19 protein-coding genes and 1 tRNA gene are annotated in these 17303 nt (G+C 48.9%); 13 read left to right on the top strand and 7 right to left on the bottom strand.

Going from position 1 to position 17303, the window contains the following annotated elements:
* Positions 1–315: 315 nt before the first annotated feature.
* From FYJ60_RS03200 to FYJ60_RS03210, 3 genes are all read left to right on the top strand, one after another.
* A complete protein-coding gene (locus tag FYJ60_RS03200; protein ID WP_154457138.1) occupies positions 316–969 on the top strand; it encodes a YesL family protein in 654 nt (217 codons plus the stop codon).
* Between the two features lie 329 nt (positions 970–1298).
* Complete coding sequence (locus FYJ60_RS03205) at positions 1299–1886, top strand: manganese efflux pump MntP (protein WP_408609142.1); 588 nt, start codon at positions 1299–1301, stop codon at positions 1884–1886.
* Positions 1887–1950: 64 nt separating this feature from the next.
* Complete coding sequence (locus tag FYJ60_RS03210) at positions 1951–2433, top strand: cytidine deaminase (protein WP_154457140.1); 483 nt, start codon at positions 1951–1953, stop codon at positions 2431–2433.
* 50 nt (positions 2434–2483) lie between these two features.
* Here the strand turns inward: FYJ60_RS03210 and FYJ60_RS03215 are convergent, their stop codons facing one another.
* The gene (locus FYJ60_RS03215; protein ID WP_154457141.1) at positions 2484–3866 is read right to left on the bottom strand and encodes an MATE family efflux transporter; all 1383 of its coding nucleotides are present in this window, start codon (positions 3864–3866) and stop codon (positions 2484–2486) included.
* Positions 3867–4158: 292 nt separating this feature from the next.
* On the opposite strand from FYJ60_RS03215, the gene FYJ60_RS03220 reads away from it, so the two are divergent.
* Together FYJ60_RS03220 and FYJ60_RS03225 are read left to right on the top strand one after the other, a co-directional pair.
* A complete protein-coding gene (locus FYJ60_RS03220) occupies positions 4159–4581 on the top strand; it encodes an amino acid-binding protein (protein ID WP_154457142.1) in 423 nt (140 codons plus the stop codon).
* Positions 4582–4646: 65 nt separating this feature from the next.
* The gene (locus FYJ60_RS03225; RefSeq protein ID WP_330579092.1) at positions 4647–5660 is read left to right on the top strand and encodes a glycosyltransferase family 2 protein; all 1014 of its coding nucleotides are present in this window, start codon (positions 4647–4649) and stop codon (positions 5658–5660) included.
* Positions 5661–6019: 359 nt separating this feature from the next.
* Here FYJ60_RS03225 and FYJ60_RS03230 read toward each other — a convergent pair whose 3' ends face one another.
* Positions 6020–6529 carry a pyridoxamine 5'-phosphate oxidase family protein gene (locus tag FYJ60_RS03230; protein ID WP_154457143.1) on the bottom strand — a complete coding sequence of 170 codons (510 nt, stop codon included), beginning with the start codon at positions 6527–6529 and terminating at the stop codon, positions 6020–6022.
* Between the two features lie 135 nt (positions 6530–6664).
* Between FYJ60_RS03230 and FYJ60_RS03235 the strand changes: the two genes are divergently transcribed.
* The 4 genes from FYJ60_RS03235 (at position 6665) to FYJ60_RS03250 (ending at position 9565) form a co-directional block, all read left to right on the top strand.
* Positions 6665–7066 carry a hypothetical protein gene (locus FYJ60_RS03235; RefSeq protein WP_154457144.1) on the top strand — a complete coding sequence of 134 codons (402 nt, stop codon included), beginning with the start codon at positions 6665–6667 and terminating at the stop codon, positions 7064–7066.
* Positions 7067–7345: 279 nt separating this feature from the next.
* Entirely contained in the window at positions 7346–7801 is a 456-nt protein-coding gene (locus tag FYJ60_RS03240; protein WP_154457145.1) for a low molecular weight protein-tyrosine-phosphatase, read from the top strand.
* Between the two features lie 97 nt (positions 7802–7898).
* Positions 7899–8039: a hypothetical protein gene (locus tag FYJ60_RS03245; protein ID WP_154457146.1), complete on the top strand. Its 141-nt coding sequence runs from the start codon at positions 7899–7901 to the stop codon at positions 8037–8039.
* A 332-nt stretch (positions 8040–8371) separates the two neighbouring features.
* Entirely contained in the window at positions 8372–9565 is a 1194-nt protein-coding gene (locus FYJ60_RS03250; RefSeq protein ID WP_235903302.1) for a M20/M25/M40 family metallo-hydrolase, read from the top strand.
* Between the two features lie 57 nt (positions 9566–9622).
* On the opposite strand, the gene FYJ60_RS03255 is transcribed toward FYJ60_RS03250, so the two are convergent.
* Entirely contained in the window at positions 9623–10186 is a 564-nt protein-coding gene (locus tag FYJ60_RS03255) for a TetR/AcrR family transcriptional regulator (protein WP_154457147.1), read from the bottom strand.
* A 350-nt stretch (positions 10187–10536) separates the two neighbouring features.
* On the opposite strand from FYJ60_RS03255, the gene FYJ60_RS03260 reads away from it, so the two are divergent.
* Positions 10537–11505: a B12-binding domain-containing radical SAM protein gene (locus tag FYJ60_RS03260; RefSeq protein WP_205838940.1), complete on the top strand. Its 969-nt coding sequence runs from the start codon at positions 10537–10539 to the stop codon at positions 11503–11505.
* Here FYJ60_RS03260 and FYJ60_RS03265 read toward each other — a convergent pair.
* Both FYJ60_RS03265 and FYJ60_RS03270 read right to left on the bottom strand, forming a co-directional pair.
* Positions 11502–12491 carry a nucleotidyltransferase family protein gene (locus FYJ60_RS03265; protein WP_154457149.1) on the bottom strand — a complete coding sequence of 330 codons (990 nt, stop codon included), beginning with the start codon at positions 12489–12491 and terminating at the stop codon, positions 11502–11504. The two genes, FYJ60_RS03260 and FYJ60_RS03265, sit on opposite strands and share 4 nt — an antisense overlap.
* A 178-nt stretch (positions 12492–12669) precedes the next feature.
* Positions 12670–12912, bottom strand: a complete 243-nt coding sequence (locus FYJ60_RS03270) for a hypothetical protein (protein ID WP_154457150.1) — start codon at positions 12910–12912, stop codon at positions 12670–12672.
* A gap of 116 nt (positions 12913–13028) precedes the next feature.
* Here FYJ60_RS03270 and FYJ60_RS03275 point away from each other — a divergent pair, with 116 nt between their 5' ends.
* Positions 13029–14783 carry an ammonium transporter gene (locus FYJ60_RS03275; RefSeq protein WP_154457151.1) on the top strand — a complete coding sequence of 585 codons (1755 nt, stop codon included), beginning with the start codon at positions 13029–13031 and terminating at the stop codon, positions 14781–14783.
* 306 nt (positions 14784–15089) lie between these two features.
* Here the strand turns inward: FYJ60_RS03275 and FYJ60_RS03280 are convergent.
* Positions 15090–15162: transfer RNA gene (locus FYJ60_RS03280), tRNA-Val, on the bottom strand.
* A 221-nt stretch (positions 15163–15383) separates the two neighbouring features.
* Between FYJ60_RS03280 and FYJ60_RS03285 the strand changes: the two genes are divergently transcribed.
* Positions 15384–15608 carry a hypothetical protein gene (locus FYJ60_RS03285; protein ID WP_154457152.1) on the top strand — a complete coding sequence of 75 codons (225 nt, stop codon included), beginning with the start codon at positions 15384–15386 and terminating at the stop codon, positions 15606–15608.
* A 274-nt stretch (positions 15609–15882) separates the two neighbouring features.
* A complete protein-coding gene (locus tag FYJ60_RS03290; protein WP_154457153.1) occupies positions 15883–16761 on the top strand; it encodes an aldose 1-epimerase family protein in 879 nt (292 codons plus the stop codon).
* A 100-nt stretch (positions 16762–16861) separates the two neighbouring features.
* Here FYJ60_RS03290 and FYJ60_RS03295 read toward each other — a convergent pair whose 3' ends face one another.
* Complete coding sequence (locus FYJ60_RS03295; RefSeq protein WP_154457154.1) at positions 16862–17164, bottom strand: metallophosphoesterase family protein; 303 nt, start codon at positions 17162–17164, stop codon at positions 16862–16864.
* Positions 17165–17303: the final 139 nt, after the last annotated feature.

Genomic DNA, 17303 nt, shown 5'->3' on the forward strand with positions numbered 1-17303 from the left:
GTAAGAAAACGGTATGCTTTTTTATACCTGTTGTCGTCGCTAAAGCACGTCCGGATGTGCATGCAAGCATGCATCCGTCCCTGCTTTGCGACTGGACCTGCAGATACTGTATAAGTCCTCGCGTCACTACGCTGCTGCGCAGCTTTCGTGCCGCTAACAGGTATTCGCATTCCCGTGCCGCTTCGCGTCACTCCATGCTCATACCTGTTGTCGTCGCTAAAGCATGTCCGGATGTGCATGCAAGCATGCATCCGTCCCTGCTTTGCGACTGACTTATACAGTATATCATTTCGTATGAAGGGATAAACGCAAAAAATGAAGTTTTTTAATATGGACAGTCCGGTGTCCAGATTTTTAACCAAATTGTTTGATATTGTCTGGCTGAATATTCTGACGATGATCTGTGCGCTTCCGATCGTGACGGCGGGGGCATCTTTTACAGCCATGCATTATGTCCTTCTGCATATGGTTCGGAATGAGGAGGGGTACATTGCGAAATCTTTTTTCAGGGCATTTAAGCAGAATTTCCGGCAGGCAACGCTTGTGTGGCTGACTGTTTTGCCATTCCTTCTTCTGTATGCCGGGATTTTTGTCTTTTTCGGGAGAGATGAAAACGGCAGTCTGACTGCCGCAGGTATTGCAGTTCTTGTGGCGTTCATCCTTCTGCTTCCGTTTCTGCTGTTTTTGTTTCCTCTTCTCGCCAGATTTGAAACCAATATCCGTCAGCTGTACAAAAATACGGTTCTGATCATGTTTGCGCATAGTAAGACATCCATTTTCATGATCCTGACGCATCTTGTATTCTGGTATGCGATCTGGAAATGGTTGGCTTATGTGGCCTTTTTAATTCCTCTGATGTTTTTTACTCTGCCCGGTTATATCTGCGCCGTTCTTTACACACCGGTTCTGAAAAAATATGAACCGGAGGAACAGAAAGAAGAGAATGCAGGAGAAGAGGGAGAACAATAAGAGGCAGAGCGGTTATCATTGACTAACCTGGAGGAGCTTTGCTAAGGTTATTCGAAATGAGGGAGTAGCAGACGTTGCTATACTAAAAAAACGTGGCAAGTCAACACACTGATGAACCTTTCATCTGGCTTGTCTTAGATTGCGAGACTCATGTGGGCAAAAGTTCTGCATGGGTAATATTGTATTCAATGGCAGCTGTGCTTTTGCACAGCTGCTTTTTTCAGGCCTGCTTTCTGTCAGGCTGTTTTATCTTTATGATGCTGAAATTTGCAGCAGCACTTACTGCGCCTTGATGAAAAATTCTTCCGGTGCCGTCAAAATGGAGGAGAATAAAAATGAGTGGTTTATTTTTTCTAAACAGTGTACTGCTGGGAATCGGACTGGCCATGGATGCTTTCTCGGTTTCCATGGCAAACGGCTTGAACGAGCCGGAAATGGGCAGAAAGAGAATGACGGGAATTGCGCTTGTTTATGCCGGATTTCAGTTTCTGATGCCTGTCATCGGCTGGATCTGTGTCCATACGATCGTGTCTTACTTCAATGCTTTCCAGAAATTCATTCCCTGGATTGCCTTGTTCCTGCTACTCTATATCGGTGGTAAAATGCTGATGGAAGGAATCAGAAATAAGGAAGAGGACGGGGAGTCAGGCAAACGGCTTGGAAAAGGGACGCTGCTGGTGCAGGGAATAGCCACATCTATCGACGCGCTTTCGGTTGGGTTTACTATCTCGGAATACAGCGGAAAAATGGCGGTGGCTGCATCTCTGATTATTGCTGCCGTGACATTTCTGATCTGTATGGGAGGCCTTCAGATAGGGAAGAAGGTTGGCACAAAACTGGCTGGGAAGGCCTCTGTTCTGGGAGGGATTATCCTGATCGCTATCGGCGTGGAAATTTTGGTGACAGGAATTTTCTGAGAAGTGCAGAATCCGGAATAACATCTCGTTGGCGGTCATTCATGTAAAGCAGGGGAAGAATCGTATGGAGGATAAAACGACAGAGAAAAACGGTAATGAAAACTTCAGTGCCGGGACAGCAGAAATGCTGATTAAAGCAGCCTTGAAGGCAAGAGAAAACGCGTATTGTCCTTATTCCGGTTTCGCGGTAGGGGCGGCCCTTTTGTGCAGGGACGGGTCGGTCTGGTGCGGGTGCAATCTTGAAAATGCGGCGTTTACTCCCGGAAACTGCGCGGAGAGGACGGCTTTTTTCAAGGCCGTCAGTGAAGGAAAACGTGAATTTTCCGCCATCGCCATCGTCGGGGGAAAAGCAGATGCGGAGAAGCTGGAGTTTTGTCCTCCCTGTGGCGTGTGCAGGCAGGTCATGCGGGAATTCTGCAGAAACGACTTCCGGATTATCCTGGCCGTTTCGGAGAAGGAATACCGGCTCTATACCCTGGAAGAGCTTCTGCCCCTGAGCTTTGGCCCGGAGCAGCTTGCCGGGGATACAGATACTTGTGAAAAGTGACGGATCAACACCGACAAGAACAGCTTTGCCAAAGGTTTAATCCCGACTGCTTAGCGGGAAACTTTGGCGGGCCCGGTCTTGAAATCCTGCAGGAAGCGGATGTATAGAATGACGGCCAGAACCGTGGAAATGACCTCTGCAATCGGAGTGGCAAGGACAACACCGAAAGCACCAAGAAAGCTGCTGAAAAGAAACATGCCCGGTACATCCAGGAAGCCCTTCCGCAGAGTGGAGAGCAGGAAAGACTGCAATTTTCTGCCTGTTGCCTGAAAGACTGTGTTAAAAAGATAGCAGATGGCAGCAAGCGGAGCCGCAAAAGCAATAGTCTGGAGGAATGTGCTTCCGTAGGAGACAGAGACATCTTCATCAATAAAGAAACGGCACATGGGAGAGGCAAAAAGGCGGAAGAGCACCGTACAGATACAGCCGAAGATAACAGCAATGATGCCTGTTTTGCGTACTGCTTCCCGAAGCCGCTCGTAGTTTTTAGCGCCGTAGCTGTAGCCGATCAGAGGGAGAATTCCCTGCGTCAGTCCCATCGAGGTATTAAATGCGATCATATTTATCTTTTTAGCCACGCCCATTCCGGCCACAGCTTCACTTCCATAGGTTTTCACAAGGGCATTGGCGAAAATGTTGGACACCATGGCCAGCGTAGTCTGCAGAGCGGCAGGAAATCCAATCGTAAGGACGTCTCCCGGAATGTGTTCCTGAAAAGAAATGTCTTTTGGATTGACGGTAAACACAGGATTGTCCCGGTGACGGAAAAGAAAAATCAGGAAGTATACGAGAGAGGCTGTATTAGACAGCATGGTTGCGATGGCCGCGCCTGTGACCTCCATTCCGGAGGGAAGGATCACAAACATAAAAAGCGGATCCAGAATAATATTCAGAACCCCTCCCATGGACATGCCAAATCCGGCCTCCTTTGCCGCTCCTATGGAACGGATCAGATGCCCGCAGAGCACGTTGCCGACGGTTGGAACGGCCCCGATCACCATTGTCCAGAAAATATAGCTGTAGGCATAGGGATAGGAGCTGCTGTCTCCTCCAATCAGCGGAATCAGCCATGAACGGCAGAGAAACATAAACAGGGCGTAAACGATAGCAGAGGCCAGACCTCCATACAGGCAGAAGGCAAAAACCTTTCTGGCTCTTTCCGGATTCTTCTGCCCCAGATTCCGGCTGATTACGCTGGAACCTCCAATTCCAAACAGGTTTGCCAGGGCTGCCATGATCACAAAAACTGGCATGGTGACAGACAGGCTGGCCACCATTGCCGGATTGCCGGTTCTGCCCACAAACCATGTATCGGCATAATTATAAATAATGTTAATCAGCTGCGTAATGACGGTTGGGACGCCCAGAATGACAATGGCCTTCCATACAGGTGCGTCCTCGAATATATAGGTTTCCTCATACTTGCGAGACATGGAATATACCTCCTGCTGCCTTTATATAAAAATCCTCGGATGAATAGCAGGCTTTGCTGCCCGGTTCCGGTAAATAGGAGAAATGCCGCCGGGCAAAACAAAAGACATTCCCAGAATCTGGGAATGCCCCTTACGCATGCCGTTATTTTATCAGGAAAAAAATAGAAAAGCAATAAATAATTAAAAGACGTCCGGACTGTTCATTGCGGCAGACCGGATGTTTCGCTATAATAACAATGCCTGAAAAGGGATGAAACAGGAGATAGATTTTTGAGGAGAGGCGGCAGCAGGGATGATTGCACAGATATCCATATTTGCAGAGAACAGAAAAGGCGCGATGAGAAAACTGACAGATGTTCTTGGAAATGCCGGAATTGACATTATTGCACTTGTGACAAATGACAGCGCGGAGTTCGGCATTGTCCGGATGATCGTTTCAGACCCGGCCCTGGCGGAGAAGAGGCTGGCGCAAAGTGGATATATGGTGCACAAGGATCTGGTTATGGCCGTAGATCTGGAAGACAGGCCGGGCGGGCTGAACCGTCTTCTTGCGTCTATTGATGAAAGCAATACAAATATTGATTACCTGTATATTTCATACGACAGGGCGCTGTCCGTTCCGATTGCGGTTATTCATTCCGGAGATCTGGAAGAGCTGGAACAGTGCCTGAAAAACCAGGGGTATCATGTACGAAGCACCGGGAATTTTATATAATGCCTTATTATATTTCAGTGGCAAATGCGGCAATCTGAGAATACTCTGGGGAAGGAAGCAGAAAAGTGGCCGATAAATTGTATTTTGTGATTCCCTGTTATAATGAAGAAGAGGTCCTTCCGGAAACAGCACGAAGACTGCAGGAGAAAATGCACGCGCTGATAAAGTCCGGGATGATCAGCGGGGACAGCAGGGTTGTTTTTGTTAACGACGGATCCGGCGACAGGACCTGGGAGATAATCCGGAACCTACATGAAAAGGACGGACTCTTTTCAGGGGTGAACCTTTCCAGAAACCGCGGACACCAGAATGCCCTGCTTGCGGGGCTGATGACCGTGCGCCCTTACTGCGATATGGCAATCTCCATGGACGCAGATCTTCAGGATGACATCAATGCATGCGACAGGATGCTGGAAAAATACTACAGCGGTTCGGATATTGTCTATGGTGTGCGCTCCGCCAGAAAGACAGATACCTGGTTCAAAAGAACAACTGCGGAAGGGTTTTACAGCCTGATGAAGCACATGGGGACCAACACGGTTTCCAACCACGCGGATTTTCGGCTCATGAGCCGCCGCGCGCTGGACGGACTCTCCGAATTCGGAGAGGTGAATCTTTTCCTCAGGGGCATTGTCCCGATGATCGGATATCCTTCTGATGTGGTCTACTACGAGAGAGCGGAGCGATTTGCCGGAACAAGCAAGTATCCGCTGAAAAAAATGCTCAGCTTTGCCGTAGAGGGGATTACTTCTCTCTCCATCGAGCCGCTCCGGATCATTTCACAGCTGGGCATTGCGGTTTTTCTTGTCAGCATTGCCATCCTTATTTATTCTCTGATCCGTTACGCCATGGGAGCAACCGTGCCGGGATGGACGTTCCTTGCCATTTCGATCTGGGCAATCGGCGGATTGATTCTCCTGGCACTTGGGGTGATCGGTGAATATATCGGAAAAATTTACCTGGAGACAAAAGCCAGACCGCGGTATCTGATCCGTGAATTCCTGGACAGCGAGCACGGTTTCGATACAGACAAGCCCAGGAACCTGACACGGAAAGACAAATACCCCTTTCATTCATAAAGAGCAGAGGGGTTCATATATGACTTTGATTCATATAGGGAGTGGAGCGATAAACTCTGTCCGAGCCAGGTTCGAAAATGCTTTCGCATTTCCTCGCTGTGGCGTATCCGCCAAATAATTTTTCGGGTAAAAGCTTTCGTTCGTGCGGGCACGACTCAGGCTTTTTGCATGGCTCGCCAGAATCAAGCCGGTCTCGTGTCCCTTGTATATCACGGCTTTATTATCTGTGAATCCCCAAAGATAGTCCGAGAAGGTTTCGTGCTTCTCCCGGATTTCCTGAAAACAGGCGGCGGTCTCCATTTTTCGTGATATTCGCTTTGCGCGTCATTCGGTGAAAACCAGCCGCAGTAGGACATTTCTTATTTTTTCCATATCTGTCGGCTGCCGAAGCCTTCCTTCTTCCAGTCTGAGTTCAGGCAGGTAATCTCCGCCGGCGTGATCTTCAGGAGCCACATCGGTTCCGGGAGCTTTTTCAGTGTCTGCAGCGGAATCTTTCGGAAAGCGGCAGCGGCGTTATATTCATCGGAATAAAGGTCCACGATCTCCGCGATCCCCTCGATCTGCAGCGATTTTAGTCCGCCGAAGGAGGCATTCGTCTCGAAAACCGCCGCAGCGACGTTCTTATTCTCCTTCAGTCCTTTGAACTTCAGCCCGCCTTCCGTGAAAATCCAGAGTGCATCATCATGCCAGGTATATTCAAGCGGCGTGCAGCGGACATAATCCCCGGTTCCGGTCGCAAGGGTAAGAACCTTGTGAGCGGAGAGGAAGCTGCTGATCCAGTCGTAGAGAGCAGCGGGATCCAGTTTGTTTTCAGTTTCGTCCTTGCGGGTCCAGAAGGACTGGGCCTGGGTCAATTGTGAGTCGGTCATATAAATTGCTCCTATTTACGAATGATAGTTGTGATTTGATTTTGCATTTCTTTATTATAGCAGACAGTACGAACCTTTTTATTTAAAAAACGTGATTAAACATGAATGATTCTGTGATATGGATTCATTAACCAGATGGTTCTCGAACTTACGGATAAAAATACCGGCGAGATCGAGACTGTCAAAGAAACAAATATGATCACAAATGCGGTGAACCATCTGCTAGGGATCAATCCTGCGGCGCTCTGGCACAAGACGAGCGGAGAATATTACGCCAGCCTGCTGCGGAATGACAACATGCTCCCGATCTGTCCGAACATGATCGGAGGGATTCTGCTGTTTTCCAAAACGCTGACAGAGGATGCTGACAATATCTATCCGTCATCGGATAACCTCCCGGTGGCGTATGCCGGCAATCGTTTCATAAGTGATCAGAATGATCCTGTATCATTTAGACCCGGAGAGCGGATGCACCAGAGCAATGCTTTCCGGGTCTTTGCTGTCTTTGATATCATGGTAAACTGGAGTGGCAGGTGAATAATGATAACCATGCATCGCTTTTTATATTGCGAGTCTTTGAACCGCTTGAGGCTGGTGTTAAGAAGATAAAGAAAAGGTTCATGTGTTACAGCGACATTTTCTGTCCGAAAAAACGGCTGTGAAATGCCGAGGGTAAACCGCTTTCTGCCGCATACTGCCGTCCAAAGCCCTACTACTCAGATTTTCAGCGGGTGGTGTAAATCTACAAATTTAAAAATCAAGCCGCAAAACCCCGCAAAACGCGGCGTTCTGCGGCATCTGAGGAAGGAAATTTTAATGATAAAAATACTTTTCGTCTGTCACGGCAATATCTGCAGGTCTGTTTCCGCCCAGTATATTCTGCAGGGGATGGTGGACAGCAAAGGCTGTGGAGAGAAATTTTTTATTGATTCGGCGGCTACGTCCATGGAGGAAATCGGAAACCCGGTCTACCCGCCCATGAGGAAAACGCTGGAAAAGCACGGGATTCCGATCGGAGACCACCGGGCCAGACAGCTGAAGAAAAAAGATTACGGAAATTTCGATCTGTTTCTTGGCATGGACGAAGAAAACATGTACTATATGAACAGAATCCTTGGCGGCGATCCGGAAGAAAAAATACACTGCCTGATGGAATATACGGACAAACCGACGGCCAAAATTGAGGATCCGTGGTACACCAGAAATTTTGAAAAAGCATATCAGGATATTTGCCGGGGCTGTCAGGGTCTGCTGGAACGGATTATTTTATAGTAATGAAGCAGGTTTTAAGCCAGAGAACCTTATGCGGTTTTAAGAGATAAACCATCAACGAATTTACAATCATGACGGATGAGAAGGGAGGATTCAGATGTTCAGTCGGAAAGGGAAAGTTCCGGATAAACGGGAACTTGCGGCAGCTGTAAGCTTCCTGTTTCTTGTATCCGTCTGCACCGCATTTGCGGCGGCGGTAAACCGGGAGTGCAGCAGGGTGGAAAAATTCCGGAAGTAAACGTTGTTTCGGGAGAAAAAAAGAGGCCGTCAGGAAAGCACCGGCAGATGCTTTGGTTGGCGGTCTCTTTTGTTAAGGAGAATTTACCGGCGTTACGCCGGATCTATGAGAAAAAACGAAAAGACATACTGGCTTGTAATTGTCTTTTTGTTTATAACGGTATCATAATGGTAAAATGTGATTGCTTTCTGGATAATATGTGAACATTTTGTGCAGAATCATGCGGAACGCTGTCGGAAGCGGACAGCAAGCAGCGCGCAATAAACAGCGCGCGATATGCAGCGGACAGTAAGCGGAGGAAGAAAAGCGGACATGGAAAGGGTGGGAGTGTTTTGAAAGAGATCAATAAGGTTTGTGTATCGGAGAGCAGGCTGGTTCGGGAGTTTATAGAGCTCACAGCTCTGGATTCTCCCAGCTTCGGGGAACGGAAAATGGCAGACTGTCTGGCGGCAAAGCTGCGGGAACTCGGCTTTGCCGTGGAAGAAGACAGGGCGTGGGAGAAGGCGCTTTCAGAAGAAGGCATTGTTCCGGAGGGGCAAAAGGAGGCCGGGAGGTCGGACCGTGCGGGAAATTTGTACGGATTTCTGCAGGGAACCATCCCAGGTCAGCCGGTACTCTTTTCGGCGCATATGGACACGGTAGAGCCGTCGAAAGGGAAAAAGGCGTTTCTGGAACCGGATGGCACAATTCACTCCGATGGGACAACCGTTCTCGGAGCAGACGATGTGGCCGGGCTGGTGGAAATTCTGGAGGGCATCCGGGCGGTTCTGGAATCCGGAAATCCGCATCGGGATATTGAAGTATTGTTTCCGATAGCGGAAGAGCTCTATACGGTCGGCACCAGCTCCATGACAGAGGAAGAATTCGGGAAAATCCGGGCAAAGGAAGCATATGTGCCGGATATGAGCGGTATGCCCGGAACAGCCGCGAACAGGGCGCCAAGTCTGATTTCTTTTCGGGCCACGGTAACCGGCAGGGCTTCACATGCCGGCTTTGAACCGGAAAAGGGCATTCATGCCATACAGGCGGCGGCAGAGGCCGTTACGAAAATAAAAATGGGCCATATTGATGAAGAGACCACCTGCAATATCGGCGTGATTCAGGGAGGAAGCGGAACGAATATCGTTCCGGAAGAGTGTACAGCCGAAGGGGAAATACGCAGTTACGTTCACGAGAAGGCGCTGGCGTGTCTGGACCGGGTGACAGAGATCTTTCGGCAGACGGCAGAGAGCTTCGGGGCATCTGCGGATGTCCGGTATACCGTTCACCTGCATGCTTATGAAACAGGCATGGAGAGTGTTCCTGTCAGACGGTTCCGGCGCGTCTGCCGGAGCCTTGGCCTGACAGGGGATATTACTTCTACCTTTGGAGGCAGCGATAATAATACTTTTGCGGAGCATGGGATCGAGGGACTGGTTCTTTCCTGTGGAATGTATCAGGCGCATTCGGTAAAGGAATATACTAGAACCGCCGATCTTGCTGCCGGGGCGAAGCTGATAGCGGGACTGATTCTCGATTCAGAGTGATCTGACAGCAATAAAAGAGCGATTTTCTTGCTGCCGGATAAAGACCGGCTTTCTGTTTCAGCTCTGCGGGAAAATGCTGCTTTCCGCAAGATCCCTGGCCAGCTGGTGGGCGTCCCTGCGCGTTTCCAGAGGATTCCTGGATTCGTTTCCGTGAAGAAAGCCCCAGAAACCGAGCGCGAGAAAGGAATTCAGCTGGCGCTGGTCGTAGCGGGTCTGCATCCGCTTTCCCATCCCTGTTTCCATCCCCTCCAGATGGGAAAGAACCATGTGGTAGTAAATAGTCATCAAGTCCAGATCCTCCGTCAGAGAAACGTAGGAGTATTTTCTGGTTTCATCAAAAATAGCATCAATCATATTTTCAAAGGTCTGGACAAGCGTGTTGTCCGGATTATTTTGTTTCTGAAGCAGATGGAAATGTTCCGCTACATTCTGCTGCATGGCGTCAAAACAGTCCAACAGGAGATCGTACTTATCGTCGTAGTGATTGTAAAAGGTTACACGCCCGGTATTGGATTTCTCACAGATTTCTTTCACGGATATTTTCTTATAGGGCTTTTCTTTTAACAGTTCCAGCATGGTCTCGCGCAGACATTTTCTTGTTTTCAGAATTCTTTTATCCATAGATACATATTCTCCTGGCTGTATTGATAGGACTACAAAAATTGAATTGTGATCTTGCCGCCGGTTCCCCTGTTTGCTTATATATTATACATATGTATTGATATTATTATAAATGTAATATCTGCGAACTGTCTGTAAAGGCGGCGAGCAGGTTCAGACGGCGGCTGTATTACATGATCTGTCGGCGGACAGGTTTTCAGGATTTTACAAGCATCTGCGGTGCGGCAGCCGGATGGGCAGGAGGGTAACATGAAGATTGTTTTTATTGTGCCGGCGTCGGGGCTTCGCCGTATTCCCATGTACCGCTGGGGAGGAAAGATCTACGGGCAGAGCAACTCAATTACCGGTCCTTGATTCTGGGCGGAATTCTCCGGAGGTCAGGGCATCAGGTAGAGGCTTATGAGGAGCTGAATGTGGGCGTAAATTATAAAAAGCTTCTGAAGGATACGGATGTATTCTGCATTTCCTGTATGACCTCGAATGCTCCCAGAGGATATCAGCTGGCCGATACGATTCACGAAAAATCCGGCGCGCGGGTGATTATGGGAGGGATGCATCCCACCTGGATGCCGGAGGAAACCGCGCAGCATGCGGATCAGGTGATCGTCGGAGAGGGAGAAAAGGTGATCCTGGATGTTGTGGAGGGACACCGGAAGGAAAAGATTGTCCGGGGCATTGCCCTGACAGATCTGGATGAGGCGCCGTTTCCGGACTACTCTATTCTGAAAACACCCTGTGAGGCAGCGAATGTGATCTCCACCAGGGGCTGTCCCTTCCGCTGTACGTTCTGCACCACGTCCCGGATGTTCGCGCCTTACCGGCAGAGAAGCATTGACAACGTGATTGCCGAAATCCGGATGTACAAGAAAATGGGGTTTAAGTACCTGAATTTTGAGGACGACAACTTTACCGCGGATAAGGAGCGGGCAAAGGAAATCTGCCGCCGCATGATACGGGAAGGGCTGACGTTTAAAGAGACCTTTTTCTTTGGAAGAACCGACATGGCGGACGATGAGGAGCTGCTGCAGCTGCTTCACGACGCGCACCTGACCCGTGTCCTGATCGGCATTGAATCTCTGAACCAGGCTGCACTGAACAGTATTCATAAAGGACAGAATATTGAGAACATACGGCGGGCCGGAGCGGCCTGCGAAAAGTATCACATCCGTGTCATTGCGAGCATCGTGCTGGGACTGGATGAGGATACAAAAGAAGATATGGACCGCAGCGTGGAGTTTGCGAAATCCATTCATGCTTACCAGCTGCAGCCGGCAGACCCGGAGCGCGTAAAAAGCGGATCCTTTCCTCAATCTCTTTAATCTATCTCGTCGTTCTGGAACCGGGACAGATGTTCATAGGGAAGAATAAGCCGCCCGTAATACAGGCCGCATCCGTCGTTAATCCGGTATTTGTCCAGGGCCGTAAACATGTTGACATCTATTTTCGACAGGTCAAGGTTCTGAAGGTTTATGATCCGGTCGTACGCTTCATCAAAATAAAGGCATTCTCCGCGGGGAATTTCCATCCGGCGGGAGCGTTCGCACTCCTGCCTTTTTTCGTAGATGCTGTGATTGGCCTCTCCGATCTCGGCAAAATCATCCATATCCTTCGTCCGCAGCTGAATTTCCGTATAGCTTCTGGCCATATTGTCAAAAAGAGTCAGATGAAGGGAACGATAGCCGTCCTCCTTGGGATTGGCCACATAATCCTTGTAATAGGGCCGTACATTATCGTTCAGAAGCGGAGAACGGACCGGCTGGCTTTTCTGGGCCAGCTGCGCGCTGAAGCCGCGTTCTTCCAGAAAATCCGGCAGAAGGTTCGCGATCTCATAGAGCGTTTTTTCCTCCAGCTCCGTCCGGCTTACGCCCGGTTTCAGATGGCAGGAAGGAAGGGAAAGCACAATGCGGTAGGCGATCAGGTCCTTAAAACGGTTAATCTGCCCGCGCAGCTCCGAGACAGGCGGCCAGGTTCCGTACTCCGTGTGATAGGAGTAAATGCTGTTGACAATATAGCCGTTGAATTTCTCCTCTGCCCGGATCAGGGATTTGATCCTTCCGCGGAAGGTAAAGGAATACATGCCGTAATGCTCCGCCATGAATTTATAGAATTCACGGATCCGCTGGGACTGCGAGGTAAGGAAATTGTTGTGCTCCAGCAGCTCCTCCATCTGAAGAAGGAAATTCGCGTGTGACAGGTCTACAGGATTATCGGCATTGGAAGCATTTTTCCTCAGCGCGTCAGAATAATTTCGTATAATATGCAGAACTGTGTCGCCGGAATAAAGATAATCAGTTAATTGAACCATAGTCTCCCCAAACCGCAGAGCGTACAAAAGCCGGAAGCAGGCAGGCTGCGGAAACCGACTGCGGATAAAAGTATATTGCTAACAAGTGTATCACAAGTATAGGCTCTTCCCTCTGCCCGCGCAAGCACGCGGACCGTAGAAATCCGTTTGCTTGTACCGCTTGGATTTCGCCAATATGCTATTCTTTTGCCCGAGCAAGCGTGCGGGTTGTTTTTGCCGGGGCAGGCCGATACCGGCCTTTTTGCAGAAAACCTCTTGACTTCTTTTTTATCCGGGTATAAGATTCCAATATCAAACGAGGGTGTTTGAAGATTTTCTTCTCATACCCTCGTCTTTTTTTCTGGCCACGGCAGCACTGTCGCACTTCATGGTGGCCGGAAATCATTTGATATTCAGCAAGGGCGCTGGTCGGAGTTTTCATAAGAAACTCCGCCCGGCGTCTTTTTCTTTCCCGGAGCAGCGCCGGATGGAGAAAGGGCTGAATGCAGCTGTTTACCCGGCAGGTAACCATAAAGGAAGGAGAAGGAGGGGAATTTTATGGCAAATATTGATATACCTACCGTTGTATGGGTTTTGTTATGTGCAGCGCTTGTTTATTTTATGCAGGCCGGTTTTGCGCTCTGTGAAGCAGGACTTACCAGGGCAAAAAATACAGGAAACATCCTTATGAAAAACATGATGGATTTCTGTATTGGCACACCCTGCTTCTGGCTGATCGGTTTTGGCCTGATGTTTAATGGAACGGGGGCTTTCATCGGAAAACTGGATCCGATGATTCTTGGAACATACACGGCGGAAAACAGCGTGGTTCCGCAGAATATGCCTCTGTGGGCATATGTGATTTTCCAGACAGTTTTCTGCGCTACGGCGGCTACTATTGTTTCCGGCTCCATGGCAGAGCGGACAAACTTTAAGGCGTACTGCTGCTACTCGGCAATTATTTCGCTGATTGTCTACCCCATCAGCGGACATTGGATCTGGGGCGGCGGCTGGCTTTCTCAGCTCGGCTTCCACGATTTTGCGGGAAGCACCTGCGTACATATGGTGGGCGGACTGATTGCCATGCTGGGTGCGTGGATGCTCGGACCCCGTATCGGAAAATACGGGAAGGACGGAAAGCCCAGGGCTATTCCCGGCCACAATATGACAGCAGTTGCTCTTGGCGTCTTTATCCTCTGGTTCTGCTGGTTCGGATTTAACGGCGGATCCACGGTATCTATGGCGGATGCGGATGCGGCGTCAACGGCAGCCCTGGCCTTTATGAACACAAACCTGGCGGCGGCGGTTGCCACGGTTGTGGCCATGATTTTTACCTGGGTTCGTTACGGAAAACCGGATGTCTCCATGACACTGAATGCGTCGTTGGCGGGTCTGGTAGCGGTTACTGCTCCGTGCGACTGTATTTCTCCGCTAGGAGCCTTTTTCATCGGTCTTGTTTCCGGATTCCTTGTGGTATTCAGCGTTGAATTCTTTGATAATGTCGCCAAAATCGACGATCCGGTCGGCGCTGTTTCCGTCCACATGGCAAACGGCATATGGGGAACGATTGCAGTCGGACTGTTTTCCACAGGGGCAGACGGCGTAGGTGTCGGCCTGTTCTACGGCGGCGGTGTAAAGCAGCTTGGGATCCAGCTGCTGGGAATTGTATCGGTTGCTGTGTATGTTCTTGTGGTTATGTTTATCGCCTTCAAGATTATTGACAAAACAATCGGGCTCCGTGTTCCGGCTGAGGTTGAGATTGAAGGACTGGATATTCATGAGCATGGTCTTGCATCCGCTTATTCCGGATTTGCCATCAGCGATGTTACCGATATGACAGTAGATGCCAATGAAAATACGGATCTCGGTGTGGACAGCTATGAGGAAGCCTCCCAGGCGGCAAAGGATGCGGCAGTTAAGGTGCAGAAGGCACCTGATGTTGCGGCAGAGACTGATACAGGAGTTCACAAGGTGGTTATTATCTGTCGGCTGTCCCGGTTCGATAAGCTGAAGAAGGCACTGAATGAGCTTGGCGTAACCGGAATGACTATGATTCAGGTTATGGGATCCGGCATTCAGAAGGGAACCACGGAGAAGTACAGAGGAGCTGTTGTCGATTCTACGCTGCTGCCCAAGGTTAAGGTAGAGGTTGTAGTGTCCAAGATCAGCGTAGACCGCGTCATTGAGACGGCTAAGAAGACTCTGTACACCGGACACATCGGAGACGGAAAGATTTTCGTTTACAATGTGCAGAAAGTTGTAAAAGTACGGACAGGAGAGGAAGGATATGCCGCAGTGCAGGATGTAGAGTAATGCTCGGAATTTTAATGCTGCCGTTGTTCAAAGAGATAAAAATGACGAAATGACGGCAGCCCGCAGAGCTGTTCCAGATTCTTATCTGATCAATAAGAAAAGCTCCGGGTACCGGCAGAATCCACATGGGTGGACTGTCCGGAAGCCCGGGCTTTTATTTTTTACGGCATCTGATTCAATAAGGAGCAAGTGCGTTTTTCCACAATAGAAGCCGGAGAACATCATTTCAGCTAACAATTTGCTAACCGTGGACATAGTAAAAGCCCGGAAATCCACATAAATAAAGGAAATTCCGGGCTTATTTAATGGAAGATACAGGACTCGAACCTGCGACCCTTCGCACGTCAAGCGAATGCTCTCCCAGCTGAGCTAACCTTCCGTGACATACGGATATTATAACCGATTATTCCAGCAATGCCAACGATAATTTTATAGATTGTTTAGAAAAAAATTAGCACTCTTTCATTGCATCTGCTAATGTGCTATGGCATTATTTAGTCACGGTATCAAACATTCGATGCCACACATGATAGAACCTACAGACAGTTCAGGAGTACAGAAAACAACATCCTGACGATGTATGAAAGAGAGATTATATTTATGAATACATACAGAACAGAAATCCAGACAGATATCGCTATTTTCATCGGCGATTTTGTCCGTCACTACAGAGAGGTTCCGGCAGTCTCTGATCTTATCCGAGAATTTGGCCTGCTCAAGACGCTGTCCGTTTACGGATATCTGGCAGGGCTGATGAGTGCCGGAATGATCCGCCCATTCGGTTTTTCCAGATCAGGAATTCCTGTTCTGGCTAAAAACCGTTAATTATAGATTCATTATTCTCTATCTCATGTGAAAGCGGGCTGCGGAAATTACCGGAAGGTAATCTCCGCAGCCTGCTTTTATGCTGACAGAAAGAACGGATATTGGGCTCTGCAGGCGACCTACAAGCTTTTATTGCAACGGATTTATTAGAAACAACACGTAAACTGCAATTTCCTGAAGATAATTCGTGATATAATGCAGTATGAAATGCGGCTTGATATGTTTTATGTTTATATAAAGCTTAATTAAGAGAAGGCATGAAGGAGGAAAGAGGATGGATTATTCATTGGGCAATGATAAACTGGATGTTACTTTCAAATCAAAGGGAGGAACATTAAAGTCTATAAAAAACAAGGAGGGACTGGAATATCTTTGGCAGGGTGATCCGGCCTTTTGGAGTGGACAGGCTCCGATATTATTTCCGATATGTGGAAGCATTCGCAATGATACGGCCTCGGTAGGAAATGGAAAGACTATGAGTATGCCGCGTCACGGCATTATCCGCAAAAAAGAATTCTCCATGGAGGAGAAGTCAAAAGACCGTATTGTATTTTCCATTTACTCAGATGAAGAATCTCAAAAACAATTTCCATATGACTTTAAGGTATCTGAAATTTTTACGTTAAAAGGCAGTACAATTGAGGTTACCTATAGAGTGGAGAATACCGGGACTGAAAAAATGCCGTTTTTCGTAGGAGGACATCCGGCATTTTGCTGTCCGCTGGAGGAGAGGGAACACTTTGAGGACTATCATGTGAAATTTCCGCAAAAGGAGAACTGTGCGACTCCTGACCCGGTTCCCGGGACGGGACTCCAGAATATGCATCAGAGGACTCCTCTGATGCAGGATTCAGACGATCTTCCGCTATCTTACGCGTTGTTTACCAATGATGCGCGGGTGCTGGATAATCTTAAGTCCAGGAGTGCCACCCTCATTTCTTCTGTATCAGGAAAAGGGGTGCGTCTGGATTTTGCAGATTTCCAGTATCTTCTGCTCTGGAACAACAAGGAAGGAAGATTTCTGGCCATGGAACCGTGGACAGGGCTTTCCACAACAACGGATGAGGATGATGTTTTTGAACATAAAAATAATGTCCAGTATGCACTTCCCTCAGAGAGCAGAGAGTATACGTATTCCATTACTGTTTTTTAAATTTCTATTCCGACTGGTGTTCTGCCTTTCCGGCGGAGCGCATGGAAGGAAGCGGCTCCCTGTCTTTCACCGGGTTTGTCTTTTTATTGCAGTTCAGGGGTTACGGTGCTTCGCCTCCGGTTAACTGAATGAGGATGATCTCGCTGTCTGTGCCTACCCGGACGGGTGTCTGGAAGAATCCAGTTCCGGAGGATATGATCCAGGAGGTATGGCCTTCCCAGTGTATTCCGTGGCAGTGCTCTTTTCCATACCAGTACCGGGTGATCAGCGTGCAGGGAAAAAACTGCCCGTCGTGGGTGTGGCCGCACAGTACCAGGTCGGCGCGTTCTTTCTGCGCTTCCGGAATTCCGGCGGGATCATGGTCCAGAACAAGAACCGGCTGTCTGGGGCTGCACCCGCTCATCAATTCTTTCAGCGGGATTCTTCCCGGGTCATGCGCCAGTCCGGGTCTTCCGACCAGGTTCAGTGCTCCGGTTTTTACACAGCGGTTGTCCAGGTCTGTGGCCTGGGACTCCTCAAGGAATTCCGCCCAGGCATCACTG

Source organism: Bilifractor porci, assembly GCF_009696005.1.
Classification (GTDB): Bacteria; Bacillota; Clostridia; order Lachnospirales; family Lachnospiraceae; genus Bilifractor; species Bilifractor porci.

Bases quoted from the DNA above. Each gene is read 5' to 3' on its own strand.
- FYJ60_RS03200 (WP_154457138.1), top strand. From the start codon at position 316: ATGAAGTTTTTTAATATGGACAGTCCGGTGTCCAGATTTTTAACCAAA.
- FYJ60_RS03210 (WP_154457140.1), top strand. From the start codon at position 1,951: ATGGAGGATAAAACGACAGAGAAAAACGGTAATGAAAACTTCAGTGCC.
- FYJ60_RS03215 (WP_154457141.1), bottom strand. From the start codon at position 3,866: ATGTCTCGCAAGTATGAGGAAACCTATATATTCGAGGACGCACCTGTA.
- FYJ60_RS03220 (WP_154457142.1), top strand. From the start codon at position 4,159: ATGATTGCACAGATATCCATATTTGCAGAGAACAGAAAAGGCGCGATG.
- FYJ60_RS03230 (WP_154457143.1), bottom strand. From the start codon at position 6,529: ATGACCGACTCACAATTGACCCAGGCCCAGTCCTTCTGGACCCGCAAG.
- FYJ60_RS03235 (WP_154457144.1), top strand. From the start codon at position 6,665: ATGGTTCTCGAACTTACGGATAAAAATACCGGCGAGATCGAGACTGTC.
- FYJ60_RS03240 (WP_154457145.1), top strand. From the start codon at position 7,346: ATGATAAAAATACTTTTCGTCTGTCACGGCAATATCTGCAGGTCTGTT.
- FYJ60_RS03245 (WP_154457146.1), top strand. From the start codon at position 7,899: ATGTTCAGTCGGAAAGGGAAAGTTCCGGATAAACGGGAACTTGCGGCA.
- FYJ60_RS03255 (WP_154457147.1), bottom strand. From the start codon at position 10,186: ATGGATAAAAGAATTCTGAAAACAAGAAAATGTCTGCGCGAGACCATG.
- FYJ60_RS03265 (WP_154457149.1), bottom strand. From the start codon at position 12,491: ATGGTTCAATTAACTGATTATCTTTATTCCGGCGACACAGTTCTGCAT.
- FYJ60_RS03270 (WP_154457150.1), bottom strand. From the start codon at position 12,912: ATGAAAACTCCGACCAGCGCCCTTGCTGAATATCAAATGATTTCCGGC.
- FYJ60_RS03275 (WP_154457151.1), top strand. From the start codon at position 13,029: ATGGCAAATATTGATATACCTACCGTTGTATGGGTTTTGTTATGTGCA.
- FYJ60_RS03285 (WP_154457152.1), top strand. From the start codon at position 15,384: ATGAATACATACAGAACAGAAATCCAGACAGATATCGCTATTTTCATC.
- FYJ60_RS03290 (WP_154457153.1), top strand. From the start codon at position 15,883: ATGGATTATTCATTGGGCAATGATAAACTGGATGTTACTTTCAAATCA.
- FYJ60_RS03295 (WP_154457154.1), bottom strand. From the start codon at position 17,164: ATGAGCGGGTGCAGCCCCAGACAGCCGGTTCTTGTTCTGGACCATGAT.